Origin of the sequence: Aeromonas sp. 6P, from assembly GCF_051919525.1 — a bacterium.
GTDB classification, from domain to species: Bacteria; Pseudomonadota; Gammaproteobacteria; order Enterobacterales; family Aeromonadaceae; genus Aeromonas; species Aeromonas veronii.
In genome coordinates this window covers 536,468-558,488 of the sequence record NZ_JBQBEO010000002.1, presented here as the reverse complement: position 1 = coordinate 558,488, position 22,021 = coordinate 536,468, and the positions used below count along the sequence as shown (strand labels likewise).

Genomic DNA, 22,021 nt, shown 5'->3' with positions numbered 1-22,021 from the left:
TTTAATTAGAACGAGGCCCTATGCTAGATCAAACCACCGTTGCCGTCATCAAAAGCACCATTCCGCTGCTCGAATCGGCAGGCCCTGCCCTCACCCAGCACTTCTACCAGCGGATGTTCAGCCATAACCCTGAGCTGAAAGATATCTTCAACCTGGCCCACCAACGCAGTGGCGGCCAGCCGCTGGCCCTGTTCAATGCAGTCGCCGCGTATGCAAAGAATATCGACAATCTGGGAGCGCTCGCCGGTGCGGTCGAGCGGATTGCGCACAAACATACCGGATTCCTGATCCAGCCGGAACAATATCACATTGTAGGTAGTCATCTCTTGGCCACGCTCAAAGAATTGGGCGGAAGTGCGGTCACCGACGAGGTGCTGGAGGCATGGGGCAAGGCGTATGGCGTGCTGGCCGACATCTTCATCGGCCGCGAGCAGGAGATCTATCAGGAGAAGGCCAATCAGGATGGCGGCTGGCAAGGTACCCGCACCTTCATCATCAAGGAGAAGCGAGCCGAGAGCGACCTCATCACCTCCTTCCTGCTGGCGCCGGAAGATGGCAAGCAGGTACTGACCTTCAAACCGGGCCAATACCTCAGCATCAAGCTGGTTCACCCCGAGCTGGAATATCAGGAGATCCGCCAGTACTCCCTCTCCGATGCCCCCAACGGGCAGGATTACCGCATCAGCGTCAAGCGTGAGCCGCTGGGCCAGGTCTCCAACCTGCTGCACGATCACCTGCAGGCGGGTGACAAGATCGAGGTGATGCCCCCTACCGGCGATTTCTACCTGACAGCCGACAGCCAGACCCCGGTGGTACTGCTCTCAGCCGGTGTCGGCGTGACGCCGATGATGAGCATACTCAACCAGCTGCTGGCGAGCGGCCATCAGGCCGAGATCACCTGGCTGCACGCCTGCGAACAGGGCGCTGTACACGCCTTCCGGGAGGATATTCAGCAAAAATCCCGCCAGCATCCCAACTTGCTGAGCCGGGTCTGGTATAGGGAGCCGGAGGCCAGTGATGTGCAGAGCGAAGATTACGACCTGGCCGGCACCATGGATCTGACTGCCGTGAAGGAGCGCATCACGCCGCAGGCCCACTACTACTTCTGTGGCCCTGTCGGCTTCATGCAAGAGATCAAGCGGCAGCTGCTGGCTGCTGGGGTACCAACGGGGCAGCTCCATTACGAAGTTTTTGGCCCCCATCAAGATCTCTAAGGCGCGGGCAGCCATATAACAGAGGGAGGTTCCGGCCTGTCATGGCACGGCGGCTGGAACCGGACCCACAGGTGCAGACCTGTGGGTCATTTTTTTGGATCAGTGCATCGCCTTGGCGCGGGCCACCACGTTGGCCGGCATCCGGTTGCCAAGACGGTTGAGCAGAGTCGCCGCCTTCTGGTGCAGCGCCTTGTCACCTATGACGGAGCCATGGAGCCAGCGATAGGCGTCCTCATAATCGAGCGGACTGCCCATCCCCTGCAACAGCATCTCGACCCACTCGATGCGGGCCCGCAGAAAACCGAGGCTGGCCGCCTCGCGCATCAGGGTCTCGGCTCGCACCAAATCCTTCTGCACCAAAGTTCCTTTCCAGTAGTAGCGACCCAGCTGCTCCAGCGCCGGCGCCAACCCCTGATTGGCCGCCTCCCACATATATTGCACCCCGAGCTCGGCGTTGGACTTGGTACAGACCCCCCACGCCAGCATATCCCCCCAGAGGAATTGATAGGCCGGGATCTTCATCACCGAGGCGCGCGCTTCGATATCCTGAGTCAGCTGACAGCGATCCTGCTTCACCTGAGTGAGGTGGCGCCCCTGCTCAATCCAGTTGAGCAGCTCGTCCTGACGATAGAGCGGCACCGCCTGCAACTCGCCTGCGGCCAGAGGTGCGGGAGGAGCAACCACAGCAGCAGGTTCAGCCGGTTTTGGCAGCGGCGCGGCCCCCTCGCCACTGCTGGCAACGGGCGTGACCGGCTCAGCCGGAAGCAAGACGGGGGCAGCCTCAGAGGGAGTGGGAGTGGCCGTAGCGGCAGAGACAGGGGCCGTTGCCACCGCAGCACTGCTTGCTGTCGGTGCCGATGCACTTGCTGCAGGCGCATCGCTCGATACGGCAGCCGATACCGCCTCGGCGCCATAAAGGGGCGCGGTGAATGCACCGACAAGAACGAGAAGGGTAAGGGGTTTCATCATAAGGATCTCCTGCTGCACTCTGTTATCGGCACCAAGCCCCATCCCCTTAGCCTGCTGGGCGGATCTCATCAATACAAAAGGGAGCCGAAGCTCCCTTGTTGGCACGGTTGACCCGCTTACTTGACGAAATCGACACCCAGCTGGATATCGGCTTTCAGGGTAGCCAGCATGCCTTCCATCGCTTCCTGCTCGAACGCGCTCAGCTTGCCGTAATCCAGTACGGTTTCGACACCGTTCTTGCCCAGCAGTACCGGCTGCGCGAAGAAGGTGGCGTGCTCGCCGTTGCCTTCCACGTAGGCGCACTCAACAACGTTGGCTTCGCCCTGCAGACCCTTGATAAGGGAGAGACCAAAACGGCAAGCCGCCTGACCCATGGAGAGGGTCGCAGAACCGCCACCGGCTTTGGCTTCCACCACTTCGGTACCGGCATTCTGGATGCGCTTGGTCATGGCTGCCACTTCTTCAGCGGTGAAGGAGGCGCCTTCAATCTGGGAGAGCAGCGGCAGAATGGTGACGCCACTGTGACCACCGATCACGTTGACGCGTACCTTGTCGATGTTCAACCCTTTGGCAGCGGCCACGAAGGTCTCGGCGCGGATCACGTCCAGAGTGGTGACACCGAACAGGCGACGCTTGTCATAGACACCGGCTTTCTTCAGCACTTCGGCGGCGATAGCCACAGTGGTGTTGACCGGGTTGGTGATGATGCCGATCAGTGCTTTCGGGCAAGTGGCCGCGCACTTCTCGACCAAATTCTTGACGATACCGGCGTTGATATTGAACAGGTCGGAGCGATCCATCCCCGGCTTGCGTGCCACACCGGCGGAGATCAGCACCACATCGGCCCCAACCAGCGCAGGAGTCGGATCTTCACCGCAGAAGCCCTTGATGGCGACGTCGGTAGGAATATGACTGAGGTCAACGGCCACACCCGGGGTAACCGGGGCGATGTCATACAGGCTCAGCTCGGAGCCAGCCGGCAGACGGTTTTTCAACAGCAGAGCGAGGGCTTGACCGATGCCACCAGCGGCACCCAGAACGGCAACTTTCATGATCAACTCCATGTTTAAGCGTAGGTTTAAGGTTGTTTGTTGTTGTGCGCCCAACCTTAATGGATCCCCCCATAAAAAACAATCTGATAACAGTTGCAGTCACGGGTTCTGTGAGCCACGAAACATGCGGGAGCAAAAATTGGAGGGAAATACAAAAAGTTGGAGGAGAAGCACAGTTTTTCTGCACTTCTCCTTACCATAAAGAGGTAGATTTGAAGGTCTCAGGATTGGAATGCCAGCGCCCGTTTTTCACACCAGCGAAAACCAATTGTTAACAATCCGTTCATCGCCAGATAAAGCCCGCCAGCCACCCCGAACACCGCCAGGGTATCGTAGGTCTGGGCGTTCAACCCCTGCGCCAGCCCCATGATGTCCATGATGGTGATGGTACTGGCGAGGGAGCTCCCCTTGAGCACCAGGATCACCTCGTTGGAGTAGGCAGGCACCAGATGACGGGCGGCGTGGCGCACCTTCATCCACAAGGTCTGGCGGCCATTAAAACCAAGCGCACGACACGCCTCCACCTCACCAGCTGGGATGGCATCGAGCGCCCCCTTGAACAACCGGGTGGAATAGGCCGCCGTGTTTAGGCCCAGCGCCAGCACGGCGCAGAACCAGGGCTGCTTGAGCAACGGCCAGAGCGGGCTGGCTTTCAGCCACTCGAACTGGCCCGGCCCATAGTAAATCAGGAAGATCTGAATGAGCAGCGGCGTCCCGGTAAAGAGCAGCACCCACAGTTGCACCAGCTGGGTCGCCACCGGCAGGCGCAGCTCCAACACCCAGGTCATCAGGGCTGCCAACACAATCCCCAGCAGCAGGCTGAACAGGGTCAGCTCCAGCGTGGTGACAAGACCGCCCAGCAACGTAACGAGATACTCTTGCATCAGTTAGCCTCCGTAGCGGCGGGTGTAGCGGGCAGCCAGCCCGAGGCCATATTCACTCACCAGACTGATGGCCAGATAGATGAGGGCGGCGGCGGCATACCAGGTGAACGGCTCATAGGTACTGGCCGAGGCCATCTGGGCCTGACGCATCATCTCGTTGACCCCGATAAGCGACACCAGCGCGGTATCTTTCAGCAATACCAACCACTGGTTGCCGAGACCCGGCAAGGCATGACGCCACGCCTGCGGCAACACGATGCGAAAGAAGATGTGGCTCTTGCTCAAACCCAGCGCCAGCGCCGCCAGCCGTTGACCTGAAGGCACCGCATTGAGCGCCGCCCGCAGGGTCTGGGTCGCATAGCTGGCGAACAGCAGGGAGAGCGCCAGCACGCCACAGGCGAACGGGCTGAACTCCACATACTCGCCAGTGATGAGGAACAGCACCTGGGTCGAGCCGAAGTAGATGAACAGCACCACCAGCAACTCGGGCAGACCACGGATCAGCGTGGTCAGAGTGGCCACCGGCCACACCAGCGCACGCTGCTTGCTGAGCTCGGCGGCACTGAACGCCAGTGCCAATACCATGCCCCCGACCAGTGATGCCAAGGCCAGCCCGAGGGTCATCCAGGCTGCATCCAACAACAGGCTCAACATGGCTTACTGCGCGAAGTATTTGTCGAAGATTTTCTGATAGGTGCCGTTGGCCTTGATCTCGGCCAGCCCCTTGTTCAGCTGGGTCAGCAGCTCCTGATTGCCCTTGGCGACCGCGATGCCAAAGCCGGTACCGAAGTACTTGGCATCGGTCACTGGCGCACCCACCACCGCATACTCCTTGTGCTGCTTCAGCCAATCGGCAGCAACTGCAGTATCGGCAAAGACACCGTCGGTACGGCCATTCATCATGTCGAGGAAGGCGCTCTGGTAGCTGGCGTACGGCACGGTCAGCAGGCCCTTGCTCACCCAGTTATCCACCAGATAGGACTGGTGAGAGGTACCGTTCTGCACGCCGACAGTCTTGTCTACCATCTCTTCCGGCCCCTTGAAGGCCCCTTTCTTGGCGACGAATACTGCCGAGTTCTCGTAGTAGATGTCAGAGAAATCGACCTGCGCGGAGCGCTCAGGGGTTACGTCCATGGCGGCGATGGCAGCATCGTAGCGACGGAATTTGAGGCTGGGGATCAGGCTGTCAAAGGCCTGGTTGTGGAAGCTGCACTCCAGCTTGGCCTGCTCGCAGATGGCGCGGGCCAGATCGATGTCAAAACCCTGAAACTCGTTCTTGTCATCCAGATATTCGAACGGTGCGTAGGTGGCTTCGGTGGCGAACTTGATCTCTTTGGCCATGACGGAGGTACTCAACAGACCCATGGCAGCAACCAACAACAGACTCTTTTTCATGACAGCTTCCTTATCGATTCAATATCAATGCATCAAGAATTCGGCAAACCGGCTGGTTTGCGGGGATTGGAAAATGGCAGCGGTGCCGGATTCGATGATCCGCCCCTTCTCCAGATAAATCACCTGGCTGGCTACCTTGCGGGCAAAGTCGACCTCGTGGGTCACCACCACCTGGGTAATGCCGGTCTGGCTCAGGTTACGGATGATCTCGGCCACCTCCTTGGTGATCTCGGGATCGAGGGCGGCGGTCGGCTCGTCAAACAGCAGCACTTCCGGGTCCATCATCAGGGTACGGGCAATGGCCACCCGCTGCTGCTGGCCGCCGGAGAGACGTGCCGGCCAGGCATCGCGCTTGTCGGCCAGTTGCAGCTGGGCCAGCAGATAGGCCCCCTTCTCGATAGCGGCCTCCTTGCTCATGCCAAGCACCTTGACCGGCGCTTCAATCAGATTCTCCATCACAGTGAGATGTGGCCAGAGATTGTACTGCTGGAACACCATGCCCACCTTGCGACGCAGCAGTTGGGACTGGCGGTTGAATTCGGCAGCAGAGAGGGAGTTCGGGAAAGAAAATTCACTTTCACCAATCCGCAGAACACCCGCATCCGGGGTATCAAGCAGGTTCATCATCCGTAGCAGGGAACTCTTGCCAGCACCGCTCGGGCCCAGCAACACCAAGGTTTCACCGGGAGATGTTCGAAAGCTGACCTGTTGCAGAACCGGCACCTTGTGCCAGGACTTCTCGATACCTATTAATTCAATACCCATACAGCCCAATTGAATAAGTTTTCAAAATTTCATCCCGATTCTATCCCGAATAAAGGTTGATGCAAGCCATTTTTGAATCAATATGCAGAACAAGCGCCGCTTCCTTGCAAAAAACGGCATATGAATGCAAAATGGCCCCGCTGTTCGTATCTGCCGCCTGTATCGCACAGGCCGCCACACCTCCTCATTCGTGAGACCAAGATGAAACACAACGACAAGCAAGAAAAACTGGCCAAGGCCTTTAAAGCCTTGCTGAAAGAAGAGCGCTTTGGCTCCCAGGCAGAAATCGTCACCGCCCTGCAAGAGCTGGGCTTCGAGAACATCAACCAGTCCAAGGTATCGCGCATGCTGAGCCGCTTCGGCGCCGTTCGCACTCGCAATGCCAAGATGGAGATGGTCTACTGCCTGCCGGTGGAACTGGGCGTGCCCACCACCTCCAGCCCGCTCAAGAATCTGGTGCTGGACGTCGATCACAACGGCGCACTGGTGGTGATCCACACCAGCCCGGGCGCAGCCCAGCTGATCGCCCGCCTGCTCGACTCCCTCGGCAAGGCAGAGGGGATCCTCGGTACCATCGCCGGTGATGACACCATCTTCATCACCCCGACCAGCGACACCGATATCGAAGAGCTCTATCTCTCCGCCCTCGAGCTGTTCGAACAGACTCCGTAATGGCCGCTACCGCGTCATCGCGGTCAAGCCTGAACGAAAAATCCCGGCCAAGGCCGGGATTTTTGTTTTCTGAGTCTTCGTCAGGCGGGCTTATTTGCCCTGCGCCATCAGAAAACCCTCCGATGGGGCGAAGAAAGCCGCGCCGGTCACTGCCTTGGTGAAGCGCAGCAGGTGATCGAAGTGGCTGCCCTCTCCCTTGTACATGCTGGCCAGCATGGCGTTGAAGTGCTGCGGTGTGCGGCAGCAGGAGATGAAGTAGAGCCCCTGCTCGGTCATGGTGCCCCAGGGCATACTCTGGCGCAGGATCTCCATGGACTCCCCTTTCGGCGTCTTGAGATTGACCCGCTTGATGTGGGCGGTCAGCGGCTTGGCGGCAGATTCATACTCGATGTTGTCGGGCTTGGTGCGACCGATAATGTCTTCCTGCTCTTTTTGCGCCAGCTTCTCCCAGTCGCTCATGGCGTGTACCCAGCGCTGGACATGAATGTAGGAGCCACCGGCAAACTCGCCATCGGCCACCAGCGCCACTTCGGCACGGTGTTCATCCTGCGGGTTCTCGGTGCCGTCAACGAAACCGGTCAGGTCACGGAAATCCAGATTGCGGAAGCCACGCACCTCTTCGGCCAGCTCGACCAGTCCGGCCAGCAGCGCCATCACACGGTGACCGGCGTGGTGCAGCACATCCACCCGATCGGCGCGCAGCTGAATAAAGAGATCAAACGGGGTGTTGGGAGCTTCCTGACCGTTGGCGGATTGCGCCATAAAGCTGCGGAACTGGGGCGGACGGGCGGCAGGGTAGAGACCATCCCAGGCGTCGGCGCCAACAGCAACCAGACCGCTGAAACCGGCATCGGGGAAATCGGCGGCGACCGCCTGCCACAGGGCGGGCAGTTTGGCCAAACGGCCGACCAGTTCGGCGGCATCGCCGGTGCGATTGAACATCAGATAGAGGGCGTGCAGATTCGGCTCTGCGCAGATCCCGGCTTGGGCTTTCATATATCTCTCCCCTGAGTAGGCGTTAGCGTTACGGGCTATTTGCGTTGCGCGATTATAAACCAGAGTGGATCCAGTTCTTTGATTTCACGACGATATCACGCGTTCAGGGCAAAGGGTCAAACAACACCAATCCATGGGGGGCAACCTTGATCCGTGCCCGCATCCCATCAAGGGGCTCGCCAATGCTCGCCTCCAGCTGCAGATCGCCACACTCGAACAGCACCCGGCAGTGGTGGCCGAGGAACTGCTGCTCCACCACCTTGAGCTCGCCATCTGCGGCGCTCTCCAGCAGCAGTTGCTGGGGTCGAAGCATCAGCTGCAACTGCTCACCCACTGCGCGGCCATGGGGCTCGCTGCCACAAATGACCCCGAGCGCCGTCTGTACGCAGTGGCTGTCCACCACCTCGGCAGCCAGATAGTTGACCCCACCGAGAAACTCCGCCACGAAGCGGTTTTGCGGACGGCGATAGAGCTGCTCCGGCTGGCCCACCTGTTCGATGTGACCGGCACGAAACAGCGCCAGCCGATCGGCGAAGGCAAACGCCTCCTCCTTGCTGTGGCTGACGAAGATGGCGCCAATCCCTTGCTGCTTGAGCAGGGCGCGGATCTCGAGGATCAACTTCATCCGCACCTGGGTGTCGATGTTGGAGAAGGGTTCATCCAGCAGCATCAGCCGCGGCTTGCACACCAGCGCCCTGGCGATGGCTACCCGCTGCTGCTGGCCGCCGGAGAGCTGGTGCGGATAGCGATCCCCCAGCCCCTGCAGATTGACCAGCGCCAGCGCCTCGTCCACCTGCTGCTGGCGGGCACGGCGCTCGAGTTTGGTCAGACCGAAGCCGACGTTGTCGGCCACCGTCAGGTGGGGAAAGAGGGCGTAATCCTGAAAGATCATCCCGATATTGCGCGCCTCGGGCGGCATGCTGGCACCCGACCCGTCGAGCAGGGTATCGCCGAGGCGGATCGTCCCCTCTGCCAGCGGCAGCAGGCCGGCGATGGCCTTGAGCAGCGTGGTTTTGCCGCAGCCACTCGCTCCCAGCAGGCAGACGATCTCGTTGTCTGCCACAGTCAGGGACAAATGTTCCAGCACATTGCGGCCGTTGTAACGGCAGCTGACATTTTCAACCTGCAAACAGGACAAGGCTGACTTCCTCTCGTTTCTGGCGGCGCGCAGCCTTTCGGTTCAGCGCACCGCATGCAATTTCATTGGCCGACGTGGCGACTCAGTGGCCGGGACTATCCAGAGTGCGGTTGACCCAGATCAGCGGCAACAGCCCCACCAGCACGATGACGATGGCCCCCAGCGCGCCGCGCTCCAGCATTTCGTCCGAGACGAACTGGTAGACGTGGGTCGCCAAAGTATCGAAGTTGAACGGCCGCAGCAGCAGGGCGGCGGGCAGCTCCTTCATGGATTCGATAAACACCAGCATGGCACCGGCAAACAGACCCCGGCGCACCAGCGGCAGATGAACCCGCCGCAGCATGCCGCCATCCCCTTGCCCCAGAGAGCGGGCCGCCATGTCGAGGCTGGGGGAGATCTTGCCCATGCTGCTCTCCACCGAGCCGATGGCGATGGCCACGAAGCGCACCAGATAGCCGAACACGATGGCGGTGATGGTACCGGTCAGCAGCAAGCCCGGCCCCTGACGCCCGAGCCATTCGGCCAGATCGTTGATGGCAAAGTCGAGGGCGGTGAGCGGGACCAGCACCCCGATGGCGAGCACGGTGCCCGGCATGGCGTAACCCATGGCGGCGATGCGCAGGGGCAGCAAACTCTTGAACCCGCCATCGAGACGGCGGAAGAAGCCGAGCAGCAGGGCGATGCCCATCGCCAGCAGAGCGGTCAGCGCCGAGATAGCCAAGCTGTTGCCGGCGAAGCGGACAAACTCCGGCGTCCACGACAACTCGAAGTAGCGCACCCCGTAGTCCAGCAGGATGACGAATGGCAGGCCGAAACCGGCCAGCACCAGCCCCCAGCACCAGAGACCGGCCAGAGCGCGACTCATCCCCTTGAGAGGATAGCGCAGCGGCTGCTCATGGCCCATGGACTTCTGGAACACCTGCTGCCTGCTGCGCGAGCGGCGCTCCAGCGCGATCAGCAGCACCACCGCCAGCAGCATCAGGCAGGAGAGCTTGGCCGCGGTGGCCAGACTGCCATAGCCGAGCCAGGTGTCGTAGACCGCCGTGGTCAGGGTGTTGATGGCAAAGAAGTGGACGGTGGCGAAATCGGCCAGCGTCTCCATGGCCACCAGCGATACCGCCACCATGATGGCGGGGCGTGCCAGCGGCAGACTGAGGCGGCGAAAACTCTGCCACGGGGTACAGCCGAGCAGGCGGCTGGAGTGGATCAGGCTGACTGACTGCTCGAGAAAAGAGGCGCGGGTCAGCAAATAGACATAGGGGAACAGCACCAGCGCCAGCACCCAGGAGGCGCCGCCAAGGGAGCGAATGGCCGGAAACCAGTAATCGGCTGGACTGTTCCAGCTAAAGAGCGCTCGCAACTCGGCTTGTAGCGGGCCCGAGTAATCGAGCAAGTCGGTATAGACGTAGGCGACGATATAGGAGGGCATGGCCATTGGCAGCATCAAGGCCCACTGCAGGGCTCGGCGCCCCGGCACCTGACACATGGCCACCAGCCAGGCGGTGGGCACGCCAAATAGCAGGCTTAGCAATACTACGCCGACCACCAGCCCCAGGGTATTGCCCAAATAATCGAGCAGCACGGTATCGGCGAGGTGGCGAAAGAGCTCTCCCTCAGCCGAGAAGGCAGAGAAAAGCAGGGCTATAACCGGTAAACCCAGCAGCAGGGCGATGGCCCAGCTGCCGGTCATCCATCCAAAATTTTTCATGAGACCACAGATGTTGATGGGGCCGTTGGCCCCATCTAATTACAAGTCGAACTTCACTTCATCCAGCAACTGCAAGGCGTCCTTGCGGTGCTTGGCGTAATCGCTGACCGGTAGTGCGTCAGACTTGAAACTGCCCCAGGACTTGACCATGGCGGAAGGCTCGACTCCGGCCTTGACCGGATATTCGGCGTTCACGTCCGCATACATGTGCTGGGCGGTATCACCAGCCAGAAACTCCATCAGCTTCTGGGCCTCGGCCTTGTTCTTGGCATACTTGGTCATGGCCACGCCGCTCACGTTGACGTGGGCACCGCGGTCAGCCTGGTTCGGGAAGTTGATATAGACTGCATCCGCCCAGGACTTCTGCGCCGGATCTTTCAACATGGCGCCCAGATAGTAGCTGTTGCCGAGCGACACGTCACAGATACCATCCTTGATCGCCTTGACCTGATCCCGGTCGTTGCCCTGCGGCTTGCGCGCCAGGTTGGCCTTGACCCCTTCCAGCCAGGTTTTGGTCTCGGCCATGCCGTGATGGGCAATCATAGAGGAGACCAGCGCCACATTGTACTCATGCTTGCCGCTGCGGGTGCAGATTTTTCCTTTGAATTCAGGCTTGGCCAAGTCTTCGTAGCTGATGGTGTCGAGCTTGCCGAGGCGATCCTTGCTGGAGTAGATGGCGCGCACCCGGGTGGTCAGGGCGAACCAGCGATTCTCCGGATCACGATAGATGGCGGGGATGTTCTCCTGCAGGATCTTGCTGTCCACCGGCTGCACCAGCCCCTTGTCCACCAGATCGGTCAGACGGCTGATATCAACGGTCAGCATCAGGTCGGCCGGAGAGAGCTTGCCTTCCCGCTCCAGACGCTCGTTCAACCCCTCTTTGGCGAACACCACGTTCACCTTGATGCCAGATTCCTTCTCGAACTGCTGGATGATGGGCTTGATCAGCTCATCCTGCCGGTTGGAGTAGACATTCACTTCCCCGGCCGCCAATGCCGACTGAGCTGCCAACGCAGAGAAAGCCAGTGCCAACATCTTCATTTTCATCATCCATTCCTTGATTAGCTATACAGAGTGATAACGATTTCCGTTTGCATTCTGCATACATCTTATAAGCGGATCAAGAAAGCTCGCCGTCGCCACATCACATATTTAATCGCCCATAAATGAAAAGGGCCGGATGGAATCCCATTCGGCCTCTTCTGAGCAAAACGTTATGTTGATCAGGCTTCAATAAGCGCTCACTCCATCGGGATTCCCCGAGATCGGGAGGTCAACAGATCTGTACGTCACTGATGCGGTTCATCACAGCGCCTCGTCGTCACTCTCGCCGGTGCGGATGCGCACCGCTTGCAGCAAGTCGTAGACAAAAATCTTGCCGTCGCCGATCTTGCCGGTATAGGCCGCCTTGCAGATCGCCTCGATCACCCCTTCCACGTTATCATCGGCGGTAGCAATCTCCAGCTTCACCTTGGGCAGGAAGTCGACCTGATACTCGGCTCCCCGGTATAATTCGGTGTGTCCCTTCTGGCGGCCAAATCCCTTGACCTCGGACACGGTCAGCCCTTCCACCCCCAGGTTGGCAATAGCCTCGCGGACATCGTCCAACTTGAACGGTTTGATAATCGCACTAATCAGCTTCATCTGGTTGCTCCCAATCCATGGTGTGTCATGAATCGGGTTTCAATTCTTATGCCAAGTATTTTTATTGTTTTATTTCATATAGATAGAGTTTAATGTCGGCGCCATTCGCCAGGTACATCCCCATAACTGGCCAGCACGCCCCATAATGAGGCACCATGCTGCAGCGGTCAGCGGGTATGCACCAAACAAGAGCAAAACAGCATGTTAGTTATCTCCAACAGCGTCACAATTCCCTGGCATGAGCTGCAATTTCAGACCATGCGGGCACAGGGCAACGGTGGACAGCACGTCAACAAGACCGACTCCGCCGTCTGGTTGCGCTTCGATTACCGCAACTCTCCCAGCCTGACGCCCCTCTACAAGGAGGGTCTCGACAAGCTGAGCGACAGCCGGGTACACGATGGCTTTGTACTGATCCGGGTCGAGAGCCATCGCAGCCAGGACATGAACCGCAAGGAGGCGATGAGCCGTCTGGTGGAGTTGCTGAAAAAAGCAGCCTGGCGCCCCAAGGCTCGTCATGCCACCAAGCCGACCCGCAGCTCCCAGCGCAAACGGGTCGATGCCAAAAAGCGCAAGGGGGATATCAAGTCCGCCCGCGGCAAACCGGTTCTGGACTGAGCCCCCCCGACCCCCAAAGGATGTCAGCCGATGAGATACAGTTTTTGCGACAGCGCCCGCGGCCCGCTGCTCATTGCCATCAATCAGGATGGTCTGCGCTATGTGGAGTTCGTGCGGGGGGAGCAGCCGGTAACTCCGACCGATGAGTGGCAGCGTGATGACCTGGCTCTTGCTCCTTTCGTCGAGCAGTTCACCGCCTATTTTGCCGGAAAATTGCAGCAGTTCGATCTGCCCATGGCAGCGAAGGGCACTCCGTTTCAGCAAACGGTATGGAACGCTTTGTGTGATATCCCCTATGGCGAGACCGTGAGCTATCTCGAGATTGCCCAGGCTATCGGCAATCCCAAGGCGGTACGGGCGGTAGGCGCTGCCAATGGCCGCAATCCGCTGAGCATCATAGTGCCCTGCCATCGAGTGATCGGACGTAGCGGCGAGCTGACCGGCTATGCTGGCGGCATTCCCATCAAGCGCTGGTTGCTGGCACTGGAACAGGCAGGCACAACATTCGAGCTGGCCCCATGACACGATGACCACCCCGGAGAGGGACGGGACAATATCGTGACCAGCATGAAAAGGCTTTCAGCCAGTGGCCACGCTTTGCTGACAAGATGAACAGAAAATGAAGAATCGCCTCAGAACTACTTCAGATTGAGCTTGGCATGATGGCTCCATACTTGAATGGCACGGCTCATTCGCTGATTCAAGTAGCACCCATGTGACGCTTCCAATCTGTCTTTTTCCCCGCGCCTCCTCTGAGGCGCTTTTTTTGTGCCAACACAACAGGCCACCACCCGGGTTGAGTGGCCTGAGCGCCACAAAATCTACATCCGCCCAAAAACCAAGAGGCGAAGGATCATCCTTCGCCTCTGACGTAACAGCGGGCTACTCGCTCTGGGGCAGGAACTGCAGCTCCGGCGCCGAGGAGGTCAGCACATCGGCGCAATAATCCCAGGTCGAGATGCGATAGTGCTGCAGATCTTCATCCAGATGCAGACCGTCCGACTCCTGATGGAACCAGCTGGCAAAACGGGATGGGGTGATGAGCTGGATCTGCTCTTCGATGGCATGACTATCCTTCCCCTCGGCCAGATCGCAATCTTCGATAACCCGCAGGGCGTAGATATGGCGAAAATAGACCCGGCAGAGGATTTGCGGGGGCAGATCGATGCTGCGTGCCCGCCCCAGCATGATAGTCAGAGAGTCGCTCCAGAGATCCTGATGCAGCTCGGCCACAACCAGACCGGGCGGTAGCTGGCGGGACGGAGCCCAAGGGACGGCAACCTGCCGAATGGCATTTTTCTGTTCCATATTCACCTCACGACGACTCGCTCCCTGTCTTGAGTCTATCTGAACCACATAGTCCCGGCGAAGGCAATCGATGGACAATAAAAACGGCAATAAAAAAGCCGACGTATCAAACGTCGGCGAATAAAAAGTGCTTACAACAGAGGATTCACATATTCAGACCCGCGGGTCGAAAGATTGGTTCCCTCTTTTTGTAATTAATTTTCGGCGCGTTTAAACATCAGGGTATTGGCGTCCGACTCTTCCGGCACAAAGTAGTAGCCCTCGGCGTTGAAACCAGTCAGCTGCTCCACCTCGGTCAGACGGTGCTTGATGATGTGGCGAGCCATCATGCCGCGCGCCTTCTTGGCGTAGAAGCTGATGATCTTGAACTGGCCGTTCTTCTCATCCTTGAACACCGGTGTGACAATCCGCCCTTTCAGGCTCTTGGGGCGTACCGACTTGAAATACTCGTCGGAGGCCAGATTGATCAACACTTCATCCCCCTGAGCGGCCAGCGCGTCGTTGAGATGGTGAGTGATCACCTCCCCCCAGAACTGGTAAAGATCCTTGCCGCGATCGTTGTCGAGTTTGGTCCCCATCTCTAGCCGATAGGGCATCATCAGATCGAGGGGGCGAAGCACGCCGTAGAGGCCGGAGAGCATCCGCAGGTGTGCCTGAGCGAAGTCAAAATCGGCCTCGCTGAAATCCTCTACCGCCAAACCGGTGTAGACATCCCCCTTGAAAGCCAGCAGCGCCTGACGGGCGTTGGCGAGGGTGAAATCTGGCTGCCACTCGGCAAAACGGGCGGCATTGAGACCGGCCAGCTTGTCGCTGATCTTCATCAGAGTGGCGATCTGGTCAGGGCTCAGTTGGCGGGCCCGGCTAATCAGTTCGGCGGAGTGATCCAGCAGCTCGGGTTGGGTGAAACGGGGTGTCACCAGCGGTGACTCGTAATCCAGCGTCTTGGCCGGGGAAACCACAATCAGCATAACGTTCCTTTATGGCGAGGGGCCGAACGGCAGAGCGGCCCCATGATTCATTCATCCAGCGTCACATTGTCCAGCGTGCCGGTGCCGAGCCGTTCGCGACCGGAGAGCTTGATCAGCAGTCGCAGGTCGTTGGCCGAGTCGGCGTGGGCGAGTGCCTCACTGTAGCCAATCTGGCCGGCGCAGAACAGGCTGAAAAGCGCCTGATCGAAGGTCTGCATACCCAGCTCGGTGGATTTGGTCATCACCTCCTTGAGGCGATGCATCTCTCCCTTGCGGATAATGTCGGTGATGAGCGGGGTATTGAGCAGGATCTCGAACGCAGCGCAGCGCCGCTTGCCATCCATACTCGGCACCAACTGCTGGGCGACGATGGCCTTGAGGTTGAAAGAGAGATCGAACAGGAACTGGCGGTGTTTGTCCTGCGGCACCAGATGGAGGATGCGATCCAGCGCCTGGTTGGCATTGTTGGCATGCAAAGTGGCGAGACAAAGGTGTCCCGTCTCGGCGAACTGCAGGGCAAATTCCATGGTCTCCTGACTTCGGATCTCGCCGATCAGGATCACGTCCGGCGCCTGACGCAGCGAGCTTTTTAGCGCCACATCGAACGACTCGGTGTCGATCCCCACCTCTCGCTGGGTCACCAGACTGCGACCATGCTGATGGACGAACTCCACCGGATCTTCCACCGTCAGAATGTGACCATCGGCATGCTGGTTGCGATAGCCGATCATCGCCGCCTGGGTGGTCGATTTGCCCGCCCCGGTAGCGCCGACAAACAGCACCAGTCCCCGCTTGGCCATCGCCACCTCTTGCAGGATCTTGGGTAGCTGCAAATCTTCAAAGGTGGGAATGCGGGTCTCGATACGTCGCACCACCATGCCGGGCAGCTCCTGCTGCCAGAAGGCGCTGACCCGAAAACGGCCAAGCGCCTCGCGATAGATCGCGTAGTTGGCCTCCTTGGTGCGGATATAACGCTCGAAGTGATCGCTGCTGAGGGTATCCCTGACCAGCGTCAGCGCACCCTTCTTGTCGAGGGCTTCGCCTCCCAGCGACACCAGATGGCCATTCACCTTGAGGGTGGGCGGCAAGCCCACCGTCACAAACAGATCCGATCCCTTTCGCTCGACCAGCTCGCTCAGCAGATCATCCAGATTCATCATCTATCCCTCCCTGGGTGCGAGTCTCTTAAATGCTGTTGGGATCAACAGCCTTGGCCTTGGCATCGAGGGATGCCACCACGCCACGACTCACCAGCTGCTTGAGGCTCTGATCCATGGTCTGCATGCCGTGGGTCATCCCGGTCTGGATCACCGAGTAGAGCTGGGCAATCTTGTCCTCCCGGATGAGGTTACGCACCGCTGGAATGCCCATCATGATCTCGTGGGCCGCCACCCGACCGCCACCGATACGCTTGAGCAGGGTCTGGGAGATGACCGCCCGCAGGGATTCGGAGAGCATGGAGCGCACCATGTCCTTCTCCGCGCCGGGGAAGACGTCGATGATACGGTCGATGGTCTTGGCCGCCGACGAGGTGTGCAGGGTGCCAAACACCAGATGGCCAGTTTCGGCGGCGGTCATGGCCAAACGAATGGTCTCAAGGTCACGCATCTCGCCCACCAGAATGATGTCCGGGTCTTCCCGCAGTGCTGAGCGCAAAGCGTTGCTGAAGCTCTTGGTATCGCGGTGCACTTCCCGCTGGTTCACCAGACAGCGCTTGTTCTCGTGGACGAATTCGATGGGGTCTTCGATGGTGAGGATATGGTGATGGAAGTTCTCGTTGATGTAGTTGACCATGGCCGCCAGGGTGGTCGATTTACCGGAACCGGTCGGGCCGGTCACCAACACCAAACCCCGCGGGAACTCGGCGATCTTGCGGAAGATCTCCGGCGCATCGAGATCCTCGAGGCTCAGCACAGTGCTGGGGATGGTACGAAATACCGCGCCCGAGCCGCGCGCCTGCTGGAAGGCGTTAACCCGGAAACGGGCCAGATTGGGTACCTCGAACGAGAAGTCGACCTCGAAGTTCTCCTCCAGCTCCTTGCGCTGATGGTCGTTCATGATGTCGTAAATGAGGGCATGCACTTCCCGGTGTTCCAGGGCGGGCAAATTGATCTTGCGAACCTCACCATCAACCCTGATCATCGGGGGAACCCCGGCCGAGAGGTGTAGATCCGAGGCTTTATGCTTTACACTGAAAGCCAATAACTCTGTGATATCCATAGACTTGTCATTCTCCCATCACAAGATCACTAACGAAATATGAACCAGATTGCCCAGCACCTGTTTCAGGTAAAGGAACGTATTGCCCAGGGCGCCGAACGGGCGAGCCGCAACCTGCAGCAGATCCGCCTGCTGGCAGTGAGCAAGACCAAACCTGTCGAGGCCATCATGGCTGCCCATGCCGCAGGTCAGCGCTGCTTTGGCGAATCCTACGCCCAGGAAGCAGCGGCCAAGATCGATACCTTGCGCCAGCAGCCGGAATATAGCGACATAGAGTGGCACTTTATCGGCCCTTTGCAATCGAACAAATCCAAACTGGTTGCCGAACGGTTTGACTGGGTGCAGAGCGTGGATCGGGACAAGCTGATCGACCGCCTCAACAACCAGCGCCCAACTACAATGGCACCGCTAAATGTTTGTCTGCAAATCAATATTAGCGGAGAGAGCAGCAAATCCGGAACGTCGGAACAAGAGATTTTCCGCCTTGCCGAGCTGGTCTCTCAAAGTGAGCGACTGGTGCTGCGGGGGCTGATGGCCATTCCCGAGCACACCAGTGACGAGAGCGTACTGGCTGCCCAAATGACCCGTATGCAGACTCTGTTCACCGAGCTTGCGCGACAATACCCCACGGTGGATACCCTCTCGATGGGGATGACCGAGGATCTTGAACTGGCGATAGCCCACGGCAGCACCATGGTGCGGGTGGGCACCGCCATCTTCGGCGCCCGTGACTACTCATAGGCAAGGCCAGCGGATAACCCATACGTCCGCCTCTTGCCCGACTTCATCAACAGGAGCGTTTGATGGAACACCGAATTCTGGCGTCAGGTGGTGCAGGCAGCGCCAACCCCGCCGCGACCCCATGTGCTACAGGAGCATCTGATGCAGCATAGAACGCTGGCCTTTATCGGCGCGGGCAACATGAGCCGCAGCATCATCGCCGGACTGGTCAAGGCGGGTTATCCCGCCGGGCAGATCACGGCTGCCAACCCCAGTCTGCCCAAGCTGGAGGCGCTGGCGAGCGACTACGGCATTCGCATCACCCAGAGTAATGCCGAGGCGGCCCGTGACGCCGAAGTGATCGTGCTGGCGGTCAAGCCGCAGTTGATGGCCGGCATGCTGGCAGCACTGGTTGAAGAGCTGGGCTCCCTTGAAGGCAAGCTGCTCATCTCCATCGCGGCCGGTATCAAGGTTGCGCGCCTTGGCGAGATGGCCGGTGGCCACGACCGCATCATCCGCACCATGCCCAATACCGCGGCCCTGCTGGGTCTGGGCATGACCGGTCTCTACGCGCCCGTGCATATTGGAGCCAGTGATCGCAACTTTGCCGAGCAGATGATGCAGGCGGTCGGCAAGACCCTCTGGGTGGAGCAGGAGTCTGGCATCAACGGCGTCATCGCTGCTGCGGGCAGTGCTCCGGCCTACTTCTTCCTCTTTATGCAGGCGATCGCCGAAGAGGCGGAGGCACTGGGCTTCTCGCCCGATCAGGCACGCCTGCTGGTGCAGCAGACCGCGCTGGGCGCAGCCGCCATGGTGGAGCAAAACCCGGAGCTGTCGCTGCAAACCCTGCGTGAGCAGGTCACCAGCAAGGGCGGCACCACAGCCGAAGCCATCAAGACATTCCAGCAGCAGGGGCTGATGCCGCTGACTGCGCAAGCCATGCAGGCGGCCGTTGCTCGCGCCACCGAAATGGAAACCCTCTTCTAACAGGAGCCCAGATGAACACTGCTTACTTTCTGATTAACACCGTTTTCGATCTCTACCTGATGGTGATCCTGCTGCGCGTCTGGCTGCAGTGGGCCCGTGCCGACTTCTACAACCCGATCAGCCAGATGGTGGTCAAACTGACTAATCCGCTGGTGATCCCGCTGCGCCGCGTTATCCCGGGCTTTGGCGGCATCGATCTCGCTTCCGTGGTGCTGGCGCTGGCCATCGCCTTCGCCAAGCTGGCCCTGCTCAAGAGCATGAACGTGCTGCTGGCGGACTGGCTCAGCATCTGCCTGTTTGCCGCGCTGACCGTGCTGAAGAAAGCGGGCTCGATGATCTTCTGGGTACTGCTGATCCGCGCCATCCTGAGCTGGGTCAGCCAGGGCCGCAACCCCATCGAATACGTGATGCATCAGCTGACCGAGCCCTTCCTCGCCCCTATCCGCCGCGTACTGCCGGCACTGGGCGGGCTGGATCTCTCGGTGCTGGTCGCCTTTATCGGCCTGCAAGCCATCAACTACCTGCTGGGTGACCTGTTTGGCCAGCTGTGGTGGATGATTTGATGCCAGCCGTCCTGCAACAAGGGGATGAACTGGTACTGCATCTGGTGATCCAGCCCAAGGCGAGTCGGGATCAGATCATCGGATTGCATGGCGAAGAGCTGAAAGTGGCCATCACGGCGCCGCCGGTCGATGGCCAGGCCAACAGCCATCTGATCAAGTTTCTAGCCAAGCAGTTCAAGGTGGCCAAGGGACAGATCACCATAGTGCGGGGCGAGCTGGGGCGACACAAAACCGTCGCCATCGACAGCCCCAAACAGTTGCCGCAAGAAGTGAGTGCGCTGCTGAATGACACGCAAGGCTGAATGAATCGGCCTGCGCCAACCGTAGATATGAGAGGGATGACAGATGAAAACGGCCTGGATGAGTGGCCTGCTGGCACTGCTGATGACTCTGCCGCTCAAGGCAGAACAGATGAAGGAGCTGGGGCCCTGGCTGGTGCACTACAACGCCTTCAACTCCAGCTTCCTCACACCCGAGGTCGCCAAGGCGTATGGACTGGAGCGCAGCCGCTACAACGCCATCATCAATATCGCGGTACAGGACAAGCAGAAAGTGGCGCAAGCCGTGGGGATCACCGGTGAGGCCAAAAACCTGACCGGCACCATCCGCAACCTCAGCTTCCAGGAGGTAAAAGAGGGCGATGCCATCTACTATCTGGCGACCCTCCCCTACCGCAACGAAGATACCTATCAGTTCACCCTGAAGATCATGGGCGGTGGGCAGCAACAGAACCTCAGCTTCCAGCAGACCTTCTACGTCGACTGAGCAGCAACAAGAAGCCCCGAACAAGGCCGGGGCTTCATTTTATCCATATGACAAGGGCGCCATCAGGGCGCCCTTGTTGCATCTATTCCGTACCGCAGCGGTTACAGGGCGAGAAACAGACCGGCCAGACAGGCGCTCATCAGGTTCGCCAGCACGCCGGAGAGAATGGCGCGCATGCCGTAACGGGCGATGAAGGATTTGCGCTCCGGCACCATGGAGCCCAGACCACCGATCAGGATCGCCATGGAGGAGATGTTGGCAAAGCCGCACAGGGCGAAGGTCACGATGGCCTTGCTCGACTCGCTCAGGGTCTGATCCTGCACCAGACCGATGAAGGCGACGAACTCGTTGACCACGATCTTGGTACCGATCAGGGCGCCAGCGGCTTGCGCCTGATCCCAGGGCACACCGATCAGCCAGGAGACGGGGGCAAACAGCCAGCCCAGAATGATTTGGAAGCTCAGATCCAGCCCCACCAGACCACCAGCCCAGCCGAGCAGACCATTGAGCATGGCGATCACGCCAACGAAGGCCAGCAGGGTGGCACCGACCGCCACCGCGATATTGAGGCCGGACATGGCGCCATCGGCCGCCGCTTCAATCACGTTGGTAGCGCGGGGGATCTCCACATCCTGATGGTGATCCACCTCTTCAACACTCGGCGGAACCAGGATCTTGGCCATCGCCAGACCGGCAGGGGCTGACATGAAGGCGGCAGCGATCAGGTATTTCAACTCAACCCCGAGGCTGGCATAGCCCACCAGGGTGCCACCGGCGACGGAAGCGAGACCACAGCTCATCACCGCGAAGAACTGGGAATCGGACATCTTGGAGAGGTAGGGTTTGACCACCAGCGGCGCTTCCACCATGCCGACGAAGATGTTGGCGGTCGCGGAGAGGCTCTCGGCGCGGCCGGTGCCCAGCAATTTCTGCAAGCCACCACCCAGCAGGGCGATCACCCGCGGCATGATGCCGATATGGTAGAGGATGGCGATCACCGCGGAGAAGAAGATGATGACCGGCAACACGTTGAAGGCAAAGATGAAGCCCAGCTTGAACTTGGCCAGATCACCGAACAGGAAGGCGATCCCCTCCTGACCGTAACCAATCACGCTGCTTACGCTCTCGCTGACCCCGTTCAGCACATGCTGACCGGCAGGCAGCCAGAGCACCAGACCGGCAAACATGATTTGCAGGCAGAGGGCAAGGCCAACTGTTCGCAACGGGATACGACGACGATTATCAGAGCAGATGACGGCAAGCGCCAGGATACTCAGGATGCCGAGCAGGGCAATCATAGGGACTCCATCAGGTGGGGCAAAAGATGGGCGCGGATTCTGCGCCTCTCCCCCTGTCACTGCAAGTCCGCTTGGTTACAAGCCTGTTAGAAAAAACGTTTGCACGATATCGGTTGCGCCAACTGGCTGATTTGGTT

At 59.4% G+C, this 22,021-nt stretch carries 25 protein-coding genes; 9 read left to right on the top strand and 16 right to left on the bottom strand.

The annotated features are described in order from the left end of the window. Nucleotides 1–20 precede the first annotated feature (20 nt). The gene (gene hmpA / locus ACTG2J_RS02680) at nt 21–1,214 is read left to right on the top strand and encodes an NO-inducible flavohemoprotein (protein ID WP_151286212.1); all 1,194 of its coding nucleotides are present in this window, start codon (nt 21–23) and stop codon (nt 1,212–1,214) included. Between the two features lie 99 nt (nt 1,215–1,313). Here hmpA and ACTG2J_RS02675 read toward each other — a convergent pair whose 3' ends face one another. The 6 genes from ACTG2J_RS02675 to ACTG2J_RS02650 form a co-directional block, all read right to left on the bottom strand. Continuing rightward, nucleotides 1,314–1,898, bottom strand: coding sequence for a tetratricopeptide repeat protein (locus tag ACTG2J_RS02675; protein ID WP_005357982.1), 585 nt, complete (start codon nt 1,896–1,898; stop codon nt 1,314–1,316). Nucleotides 1,899–2,299: 401 nt separating this feature from the next. Then, on the bottom strand, nt 2,300–3,235 hold the full coding sequence (mdh, locus tag ACTG2J_RS02670) for a malate dehydrogenase (RefSeq protein WP_005340384.1): 936 nt from the start codon (nt 3,233–3,235) through the stop codon (nt 2,300–2,302). A gap of 221 nt (nt 3,236–3,456) precedes the next feature. Further along, a complete protein-coding gene (gene artM / locus ACTG2J_RS02665; RefSeq protein ID WP_005348902.1) occupies nt 3,457–4,119 on the bottom strand; it encodes an arginine ABC transporter permease ArtM in 663 nt (220 codons plus the stop codon). Nucleotides 4,120–4,122: 3 nt separating this feature from the next. Continuing rightward, the gene (gene artQ / locus ACTG2J_RS02660; RefSeq protein ID WP_043826111.1) at nt 4,123–4,773 is read right to left on the bottom strand and encodes an arginine ABC transporter permease ArtQ; all 651 of its coding nucleotides are present in this window, start codon (nt 4,771–4,773) and stop codon (nt 4,123–4,125) included. A gap of 3 nt (nt 4,774–4,776) precedes the next feature. Next, the gene (locus tag ACTG2J_RS02655; RefSeq protein WP_019445594.1) at nt 4,777–5,514 is read right to left on the bottom strand and encodes a transporter substrate-binding domain-containing protein; all 738 of its coding nucleotides are present in this window, start codon (nt 5,512–5,514) and stop codon (nt 4,777–4,779) included. A 24-nt stretch (nt 5,515–5,538) separates the two neighbouring features. Continuing rightward, nucleotides 5,539–6,279 (bottom strand): ATP-binding cassette domain-containing protein, encoded by a 741-nt coding sequence (locus tag ACTG2J_RS02650; protein ID WP_005357971.1) that lies wholly within the window; start codon nt 6,277–6,279, stop codon nt 5,539–5,541. Between the two features lie 201 nt (nt 6,280–6,480). Here ACTG2J_RS02650 and argR point away from each other — a divergent pair, with 201 nt between their 5' ends. Next, nucleotides 6,481–6,951 (top strand): transcriptional regulator ArgR, encoded by a 471-nt coding sequence (argR, locus tag ACTG2J_RS02645; protein ID WP_005340378.1) that lies wholly within the window; start codon nt 6,481–6,483, stop codon nt 6,949–6,951. Nucleotides 6,952–7,041: 90 nt separating this feature from the next. On the opposite strand, the gene ACTG2J_RS02640 is transcribed toward argR, so the two are convergent. From ACTG2J_RS02640 to glnK, 5 genes are all read right to left on the bottom strand, one after another. Continuing rightward, nucleotides 7,042–7,947, bottom strand: a complete 906-nt coding sequence (locus ACTG2J_RS02640; protein WP_005340377.1) for a Dyp-type peroxidase — start codon at nt 7,945–7,947, stop codon at nt 7,042–7,044. A gap of 103 nt (nt 7,948–8,050) precedes the next feature. Beyond that, nucleotides 8,051–9,085: an ABC transporter ATP-binding protein gene (locus ACTG2J_RS02635; RefSeq protein ID WP_113740094.1), complete on the bottom strand. Its 1,035-nt coding sequence runs from the start codon at nt 9,083–9,085 to the stop codon at nt 8,051–8,053. A gap of 82 nt (nt 9,086–9,167) precedes the next feature. Beyond that, nucleotides 9,168–10,793 carry an ABC transporter permease gene (locus ACTG2J_RS02630; protein ID WP_439989038.1) on the bottom strand — a complete coding sequence of 542 codons (1,626 nt, stop codon included), beginning with the start codon at nt 10,791–10,793 and terminating at the stop codon, nt 9,168–9,170. Nucleotides 10,794–10,832: 39 nt separating this feature from the next. Then, on the bottom strand, nt 10,833–11,840 hold the full coding sequence (locus ACTG2J_RS02625) for a Fe(3+) ABC transporter substrate-binding protein (protein ID WP_005340374.1): 1,008 nt from the start codon (nt 11,838–11,840) through the stop codon (nt 10,833–10,835). 258 nt (nt 11,841–12,098) lie between these two features. After that, nucleotides 12,099–12,437, bottom strand: a complete 339-nt coding sequence (gene glnK / locus ACTG2J_RS02620) for a P-II family nitrogen regulator (RefSeq protein WP_005341406.1) — start codon at nt 12,435–12,437, stop codon at nt 12,099–12,101. A gap of 201 nt (nt 12,438–12,638) precedes the next feature. Here glnK and arfB point away from each other — a divergent pair, with 201 nt between their 5' ends. Both arfB and ACTG2J_RS02610 read left to right on the top strand, forming a co-directional pair. Beyond that, nucleotides 12,639–13,055, top strand: coding sequence for an alternative ribosome rescue aminoacyl-tRNA hydrolase ArfB (gene arfB, locus ACTG2J_RS02615; RefSeq protein WP_019445599.1), 417 nt, complete (start codon nt 12,639–12,641; stop codon nt 13,053–13,055). Nucleotides 13,056–13,085: 30 nt separating this feature from the next. Next, a complete protein-coding gene (locus tag ACTG2J_RS02610) occupies nt 13,086–13,577 on the top strand; it encodes a methylated-DNA--[protein]-cysteine S-methyltransferase (protein ID WP_042656246.1) in 492 nt (163 codons plus the stop codon). Between the two features lie 360 nt (nt 13,578–13,937). Here ACTG2J_RS02610 and ACTG2J_RS02605 read toward each other — a convergent pair whose 3' ends face one another. The 4 genes from ACTG2J_RS02605 to tapT all read right to left on the bottom strand — a co-directional run bounded on the left by ACTG2J_RS02605 (nt 13,938) and on the right by tapT (nt 17,551). Further along, the gene (locus ACTG2J_RS02605; protein WP_005340360.1) at nt 13,938–14,363 is read right to left on the bottom strand and encodes a hypothetical protein; all 426 of its coding nucleotides are present in this window, start codon (nt 14,361–14,363) and stop codon (nt 13,938–13,940) included. 194 nt (nt 14,364–14,557) lie between these two features. Further along, entirely contained in the window at nt 14,558–15,331 is a 774-nt protein-coding gene (gene yaaA / locus ACTG2J_RS02600; RefSeq protein ID WP_236293753.1) for a peroxide stress protein YaaA, read from the bottom strand. 47 nt (nt 15,332–15,378) lie between these two features. After that, a complete protein-coding gene (gene tapU, locus ACTG2J_RS02595; protein ID WP_439997897.1) occupies nt 15,379–16,488 on the bottom strand; it encodes a type IVa pilus ATPase TapU in 1,110 nt (369 codons plus the stop codon). A gap of 28 nt (nt 16,489–16,516) precedes the next feature. Further along, nucleotides 16,517–17,551 (bottom strand): type IVa pilus ATPase TapT, encoded by a 1,035-nt coding sequence (gene tapT / locus ACTG2J_RS02590; RefSeq protein ID WP_005340354.1) that lies wholly within the window; start codon nt 17,549–17,551, stop codon nt 16,517–16,519. Nucleotides 17,552–17,590: 39 nt separating this feature from the next. Here tapT and ACTG2J_RS02585 point away from each other — a divergent pair, with 39 nt between their 5' ends. From ACTG2J_RS02585 to ACTG2J_RS02565, 5 genes are all read left to right on the top strand, one after another. Continuing rightward, nucleotides 17,591–18,292, top strand: coding sequence for a YggS family pyridoxal phosphate-dependent enzyme (locus ACTG2J_RS02585; RefSeq protein ID WP_113740091.1), 702 nt, complete (start codon nt 17,591–17,593; stop codon nt 18,290–18,292). Nucleotides 18,293–18,433: 141 nt separating this feature from the next. Beyond that, nucleotides 18,434–19,258 (top strand): pyrroline-5-carboxylate reductase, encoded by an 825-nt coding sequence (proC, locus tag ACTG2J_RS02580; RefSeq protein ID WP_113740090.1) that lies wholly within the window; start codon nt 18,434–18,436, stop codon nt 19,256–19,258. A gap of 11 nt (nt 19,259–19,269) precedes the next feature. Further along, a complete protein-coding gene (locus ACTG2J_RS02575) occupies nt 19,270–19,821 on the top strand; it encodes a YggT family protein (RefSeq protein WP_439997134.1) in 552 nt (183 codons plus the stop codon). After that, the gene (gene yggU, locus ACTG2J_RS02570) at nt 19,821–20,123 is read left to right on the top strand and encodes a DUF167 family protein YggU (RefSeq protein WP_005340341.1); all 303 of its coding nucleotides are present in this window, start codon (nt 19,821–19,823) and stop codon (nt 20,121–20,123) included. Before ACTG2J_RS02575 ends, yggU begins: the two co-directional genes overlap by 1 nt. Before the next feature lie 43 nt (nt 20,124–20,166). Beyond that, the gene (locus tag ACTG2J_RS02565) at nt 20,167–20,586 is read left to right on the top strand and encodes a DUF4426 domain-containing protein (protein WP_113740088.1); all 420 of its coding nucleotides are present in this window, start codon (nt 20,167–20,169) and stop codon (nt 20,584–20,586) included. 101 nt (nt 20,587–20,687) lie between these two features. Here the strand turns inward: ACTG2J_RS02565 and ACTG2J_RS02560 are convergent, their stop codons facing one another. After that, nucleotides 20,688–21,884 carry a NupC/NupG family nucleoside CNT transporter gene (locus ACTG2J_RS02560; RefSeq protein ID WP_113740087.1) on the bottom strand — a complete coding sequence of 399 codons (1,197 nt, stop codon included), beginning with the start codon at nt 21,882–21,884 and terminating at the stop codon, nt 20,688–20,690. Between the last annotated feature and the right edge of the window lie 137 nt (nt 21,885–22,021).

What these genes read in the sequence shown, in the direction of transcription:
- hmpA (WP_151286212.1), top strand. Translation starts at nt 21, where the DNA reads ATGCTAGATCAAACCACCGTTGCCGTCATCAAAAGCACCATTCCGCTG.
- mdh (WP_005340384.1), bottom strand. Translation starts at nt 3,235, where the DNA reads ATGAAAGTTGCCGTTCTGGGTGCCGCTGGTGGCATCGGTCAAGCCCTC.
- artM (WP_005348902.1), bottom strand. Translation starts at nt 4,119, where the DNA reads ATGCAAGAGTATCTCGTTACGTTGCTGGGCGGTCTTGTCACCACGCTG.
- artQ (WP_043826111.1), bottom strand. Translation starts at nt 4,773, where the DNA reads ATGTTGAGCCTGTTGTTGGATGCAGCCTGGATGACCCTCGGGCTGGCC.
- ACTG2J_RS02655 (WP_019445594.1), bottom strand. Translation starts at nt 5,514, where the DNA reads ATGAAAAAGAGTCTGTTGTTGGTTGCTGCCATGGGTCTGTTGAGTACC.
- ACTG2J_RS02650 (WP_005357971.1), bottom strand. Translation starts at nt 6,279, where the DNA reads ATGGGTATTGAATTAATAGGTATCGAGAAGTCCTGGCACAAGGTGCCG.
- argR (WP_005340378.1), top strand. Translation starts at nt 6,481, where the DNA reads ATGAAACACAACGACAAGCAAGAAAAACTGGCCAAGGCCTTTAAAGCC.
- ACTG2J_RS02640 (WP_005340377.1), bottom strand. Translation starts at nt 7,947, where the DNA reads ATGAAAGCCCAAGCCGGGATCTGCGCAGAGCCGAATCTGCACGCCCTC.
- ACTG2J_RS02630 (WP_439989038.1), bottom strand. Translation starts at nt 10,793, where the DNA reads ATGAAAAATTTTGGATGGATGACCGGCAGCTGGGCCATCGCCCTGCTG.
- ACTG2J_RS02625 (WP_005340374.1), bottom strand. Translation starts at nt 11,840, where the DNA reads ATGAAAATGAAGATGTTGGCACTGGCTTTCTCTGCGTTGGCAGCTCAG.
- glnK (WP_005341406.1), bottom strand. Translation starts at nt 12,437, where the DNA reads ATGAAGCTGATTAGTGCGATTATCAAACCGTTCAAGTTGGACGATGTC.
- arfB (WP_019445599.1), top strand. Translation starts at nt 12,639, where the DNA reads ATGTTAGTTATCTCCAACAGCGTCACAATTCCCTGGCATGAGCTGCAA.
- ACTG2J_RS02610 (WP_042656246.1), top strand. Translation starts at nt 13,086, where the DNA reads ATGAGATACAGTTTTTGCGACAGCGCCCGCGGCCCGCTGCTCATTGCC.
- ACTG2J_RS02605 (WP_005340360.1), bottom strand. Translation starts at nt 14,363, where the DNA reads ATGGAACAGAAAAATGCCATTCGGCAGGTTGCCGTCCCTTGGGCTCCG.
- yaaA (WP_236293753.1), bottom strand. Translation starts at nt 15,331, where the DNA reads ATGCTGATTGTGGTTTCCCCGGCCAAGACGCTGGATTACGAGTCACCG.
- tapU (WP_439997897.1), bottom strand. Translation starts at nt 16,488, where the DNA reads ATGAATCTGGATGATCTGCTGAGCGAGCTGGTCGAGCGAAAGGGATCG.
- tapT (WP_005340354.1), bottom strand. Translation starts at nt 17,551, where the DNA reads ATGGATATCACAGAGTTATTGGCTTTCAGTGTAAAGCATAAAGCCTCG.
- ACTG2J_RS02585 (WP_113740091.1), top strand. Translation starts at nt 17,591, where the DNA reads ATGAACCAGATTGCCCAGCACCTGTTTCAGGTAAAGGAACGTATTGCC.
- proC (WP_113740090.1), top strand. Translation starts at nt 18,434, where the DNA reads ATGCAGCATAGAACGCTGGCCTTTATCGGCGCGGGCAACATGAGCCGC.
- ACTG2J_RS02575 (WP_439997134.1), top strand. Translation starts at nt 19,270, where the DNA reads ATGAACACTGCTTACTTTCTGATTAACACCGTTTTCGATCTCTACCTG.
- yggU (WP_005340341.1), top strand. Translation starts at nt 19,821, where the DNA reads ATGCCAGCCGTCCTGCAACAAGGGGATGAACTGGTACTGCATCTGGTG.
- ACTG2J_RS02565 (WP_113740088.1), top strand. Translation starts at nt 20,167, where the DNA reads ATGAAAACGGCCTGGATGAGTGGCCTGCTGGCACTGCTGATGACTCTG.
- ACTG2J_RS02560 (WP_113740087.1), bottom strand. Translation starts at nt 21,884, where the DNA reads ATGATTGCCCTGCTCGGCATCCTGAGTATCCTGGCGCTTGCCGTCATC.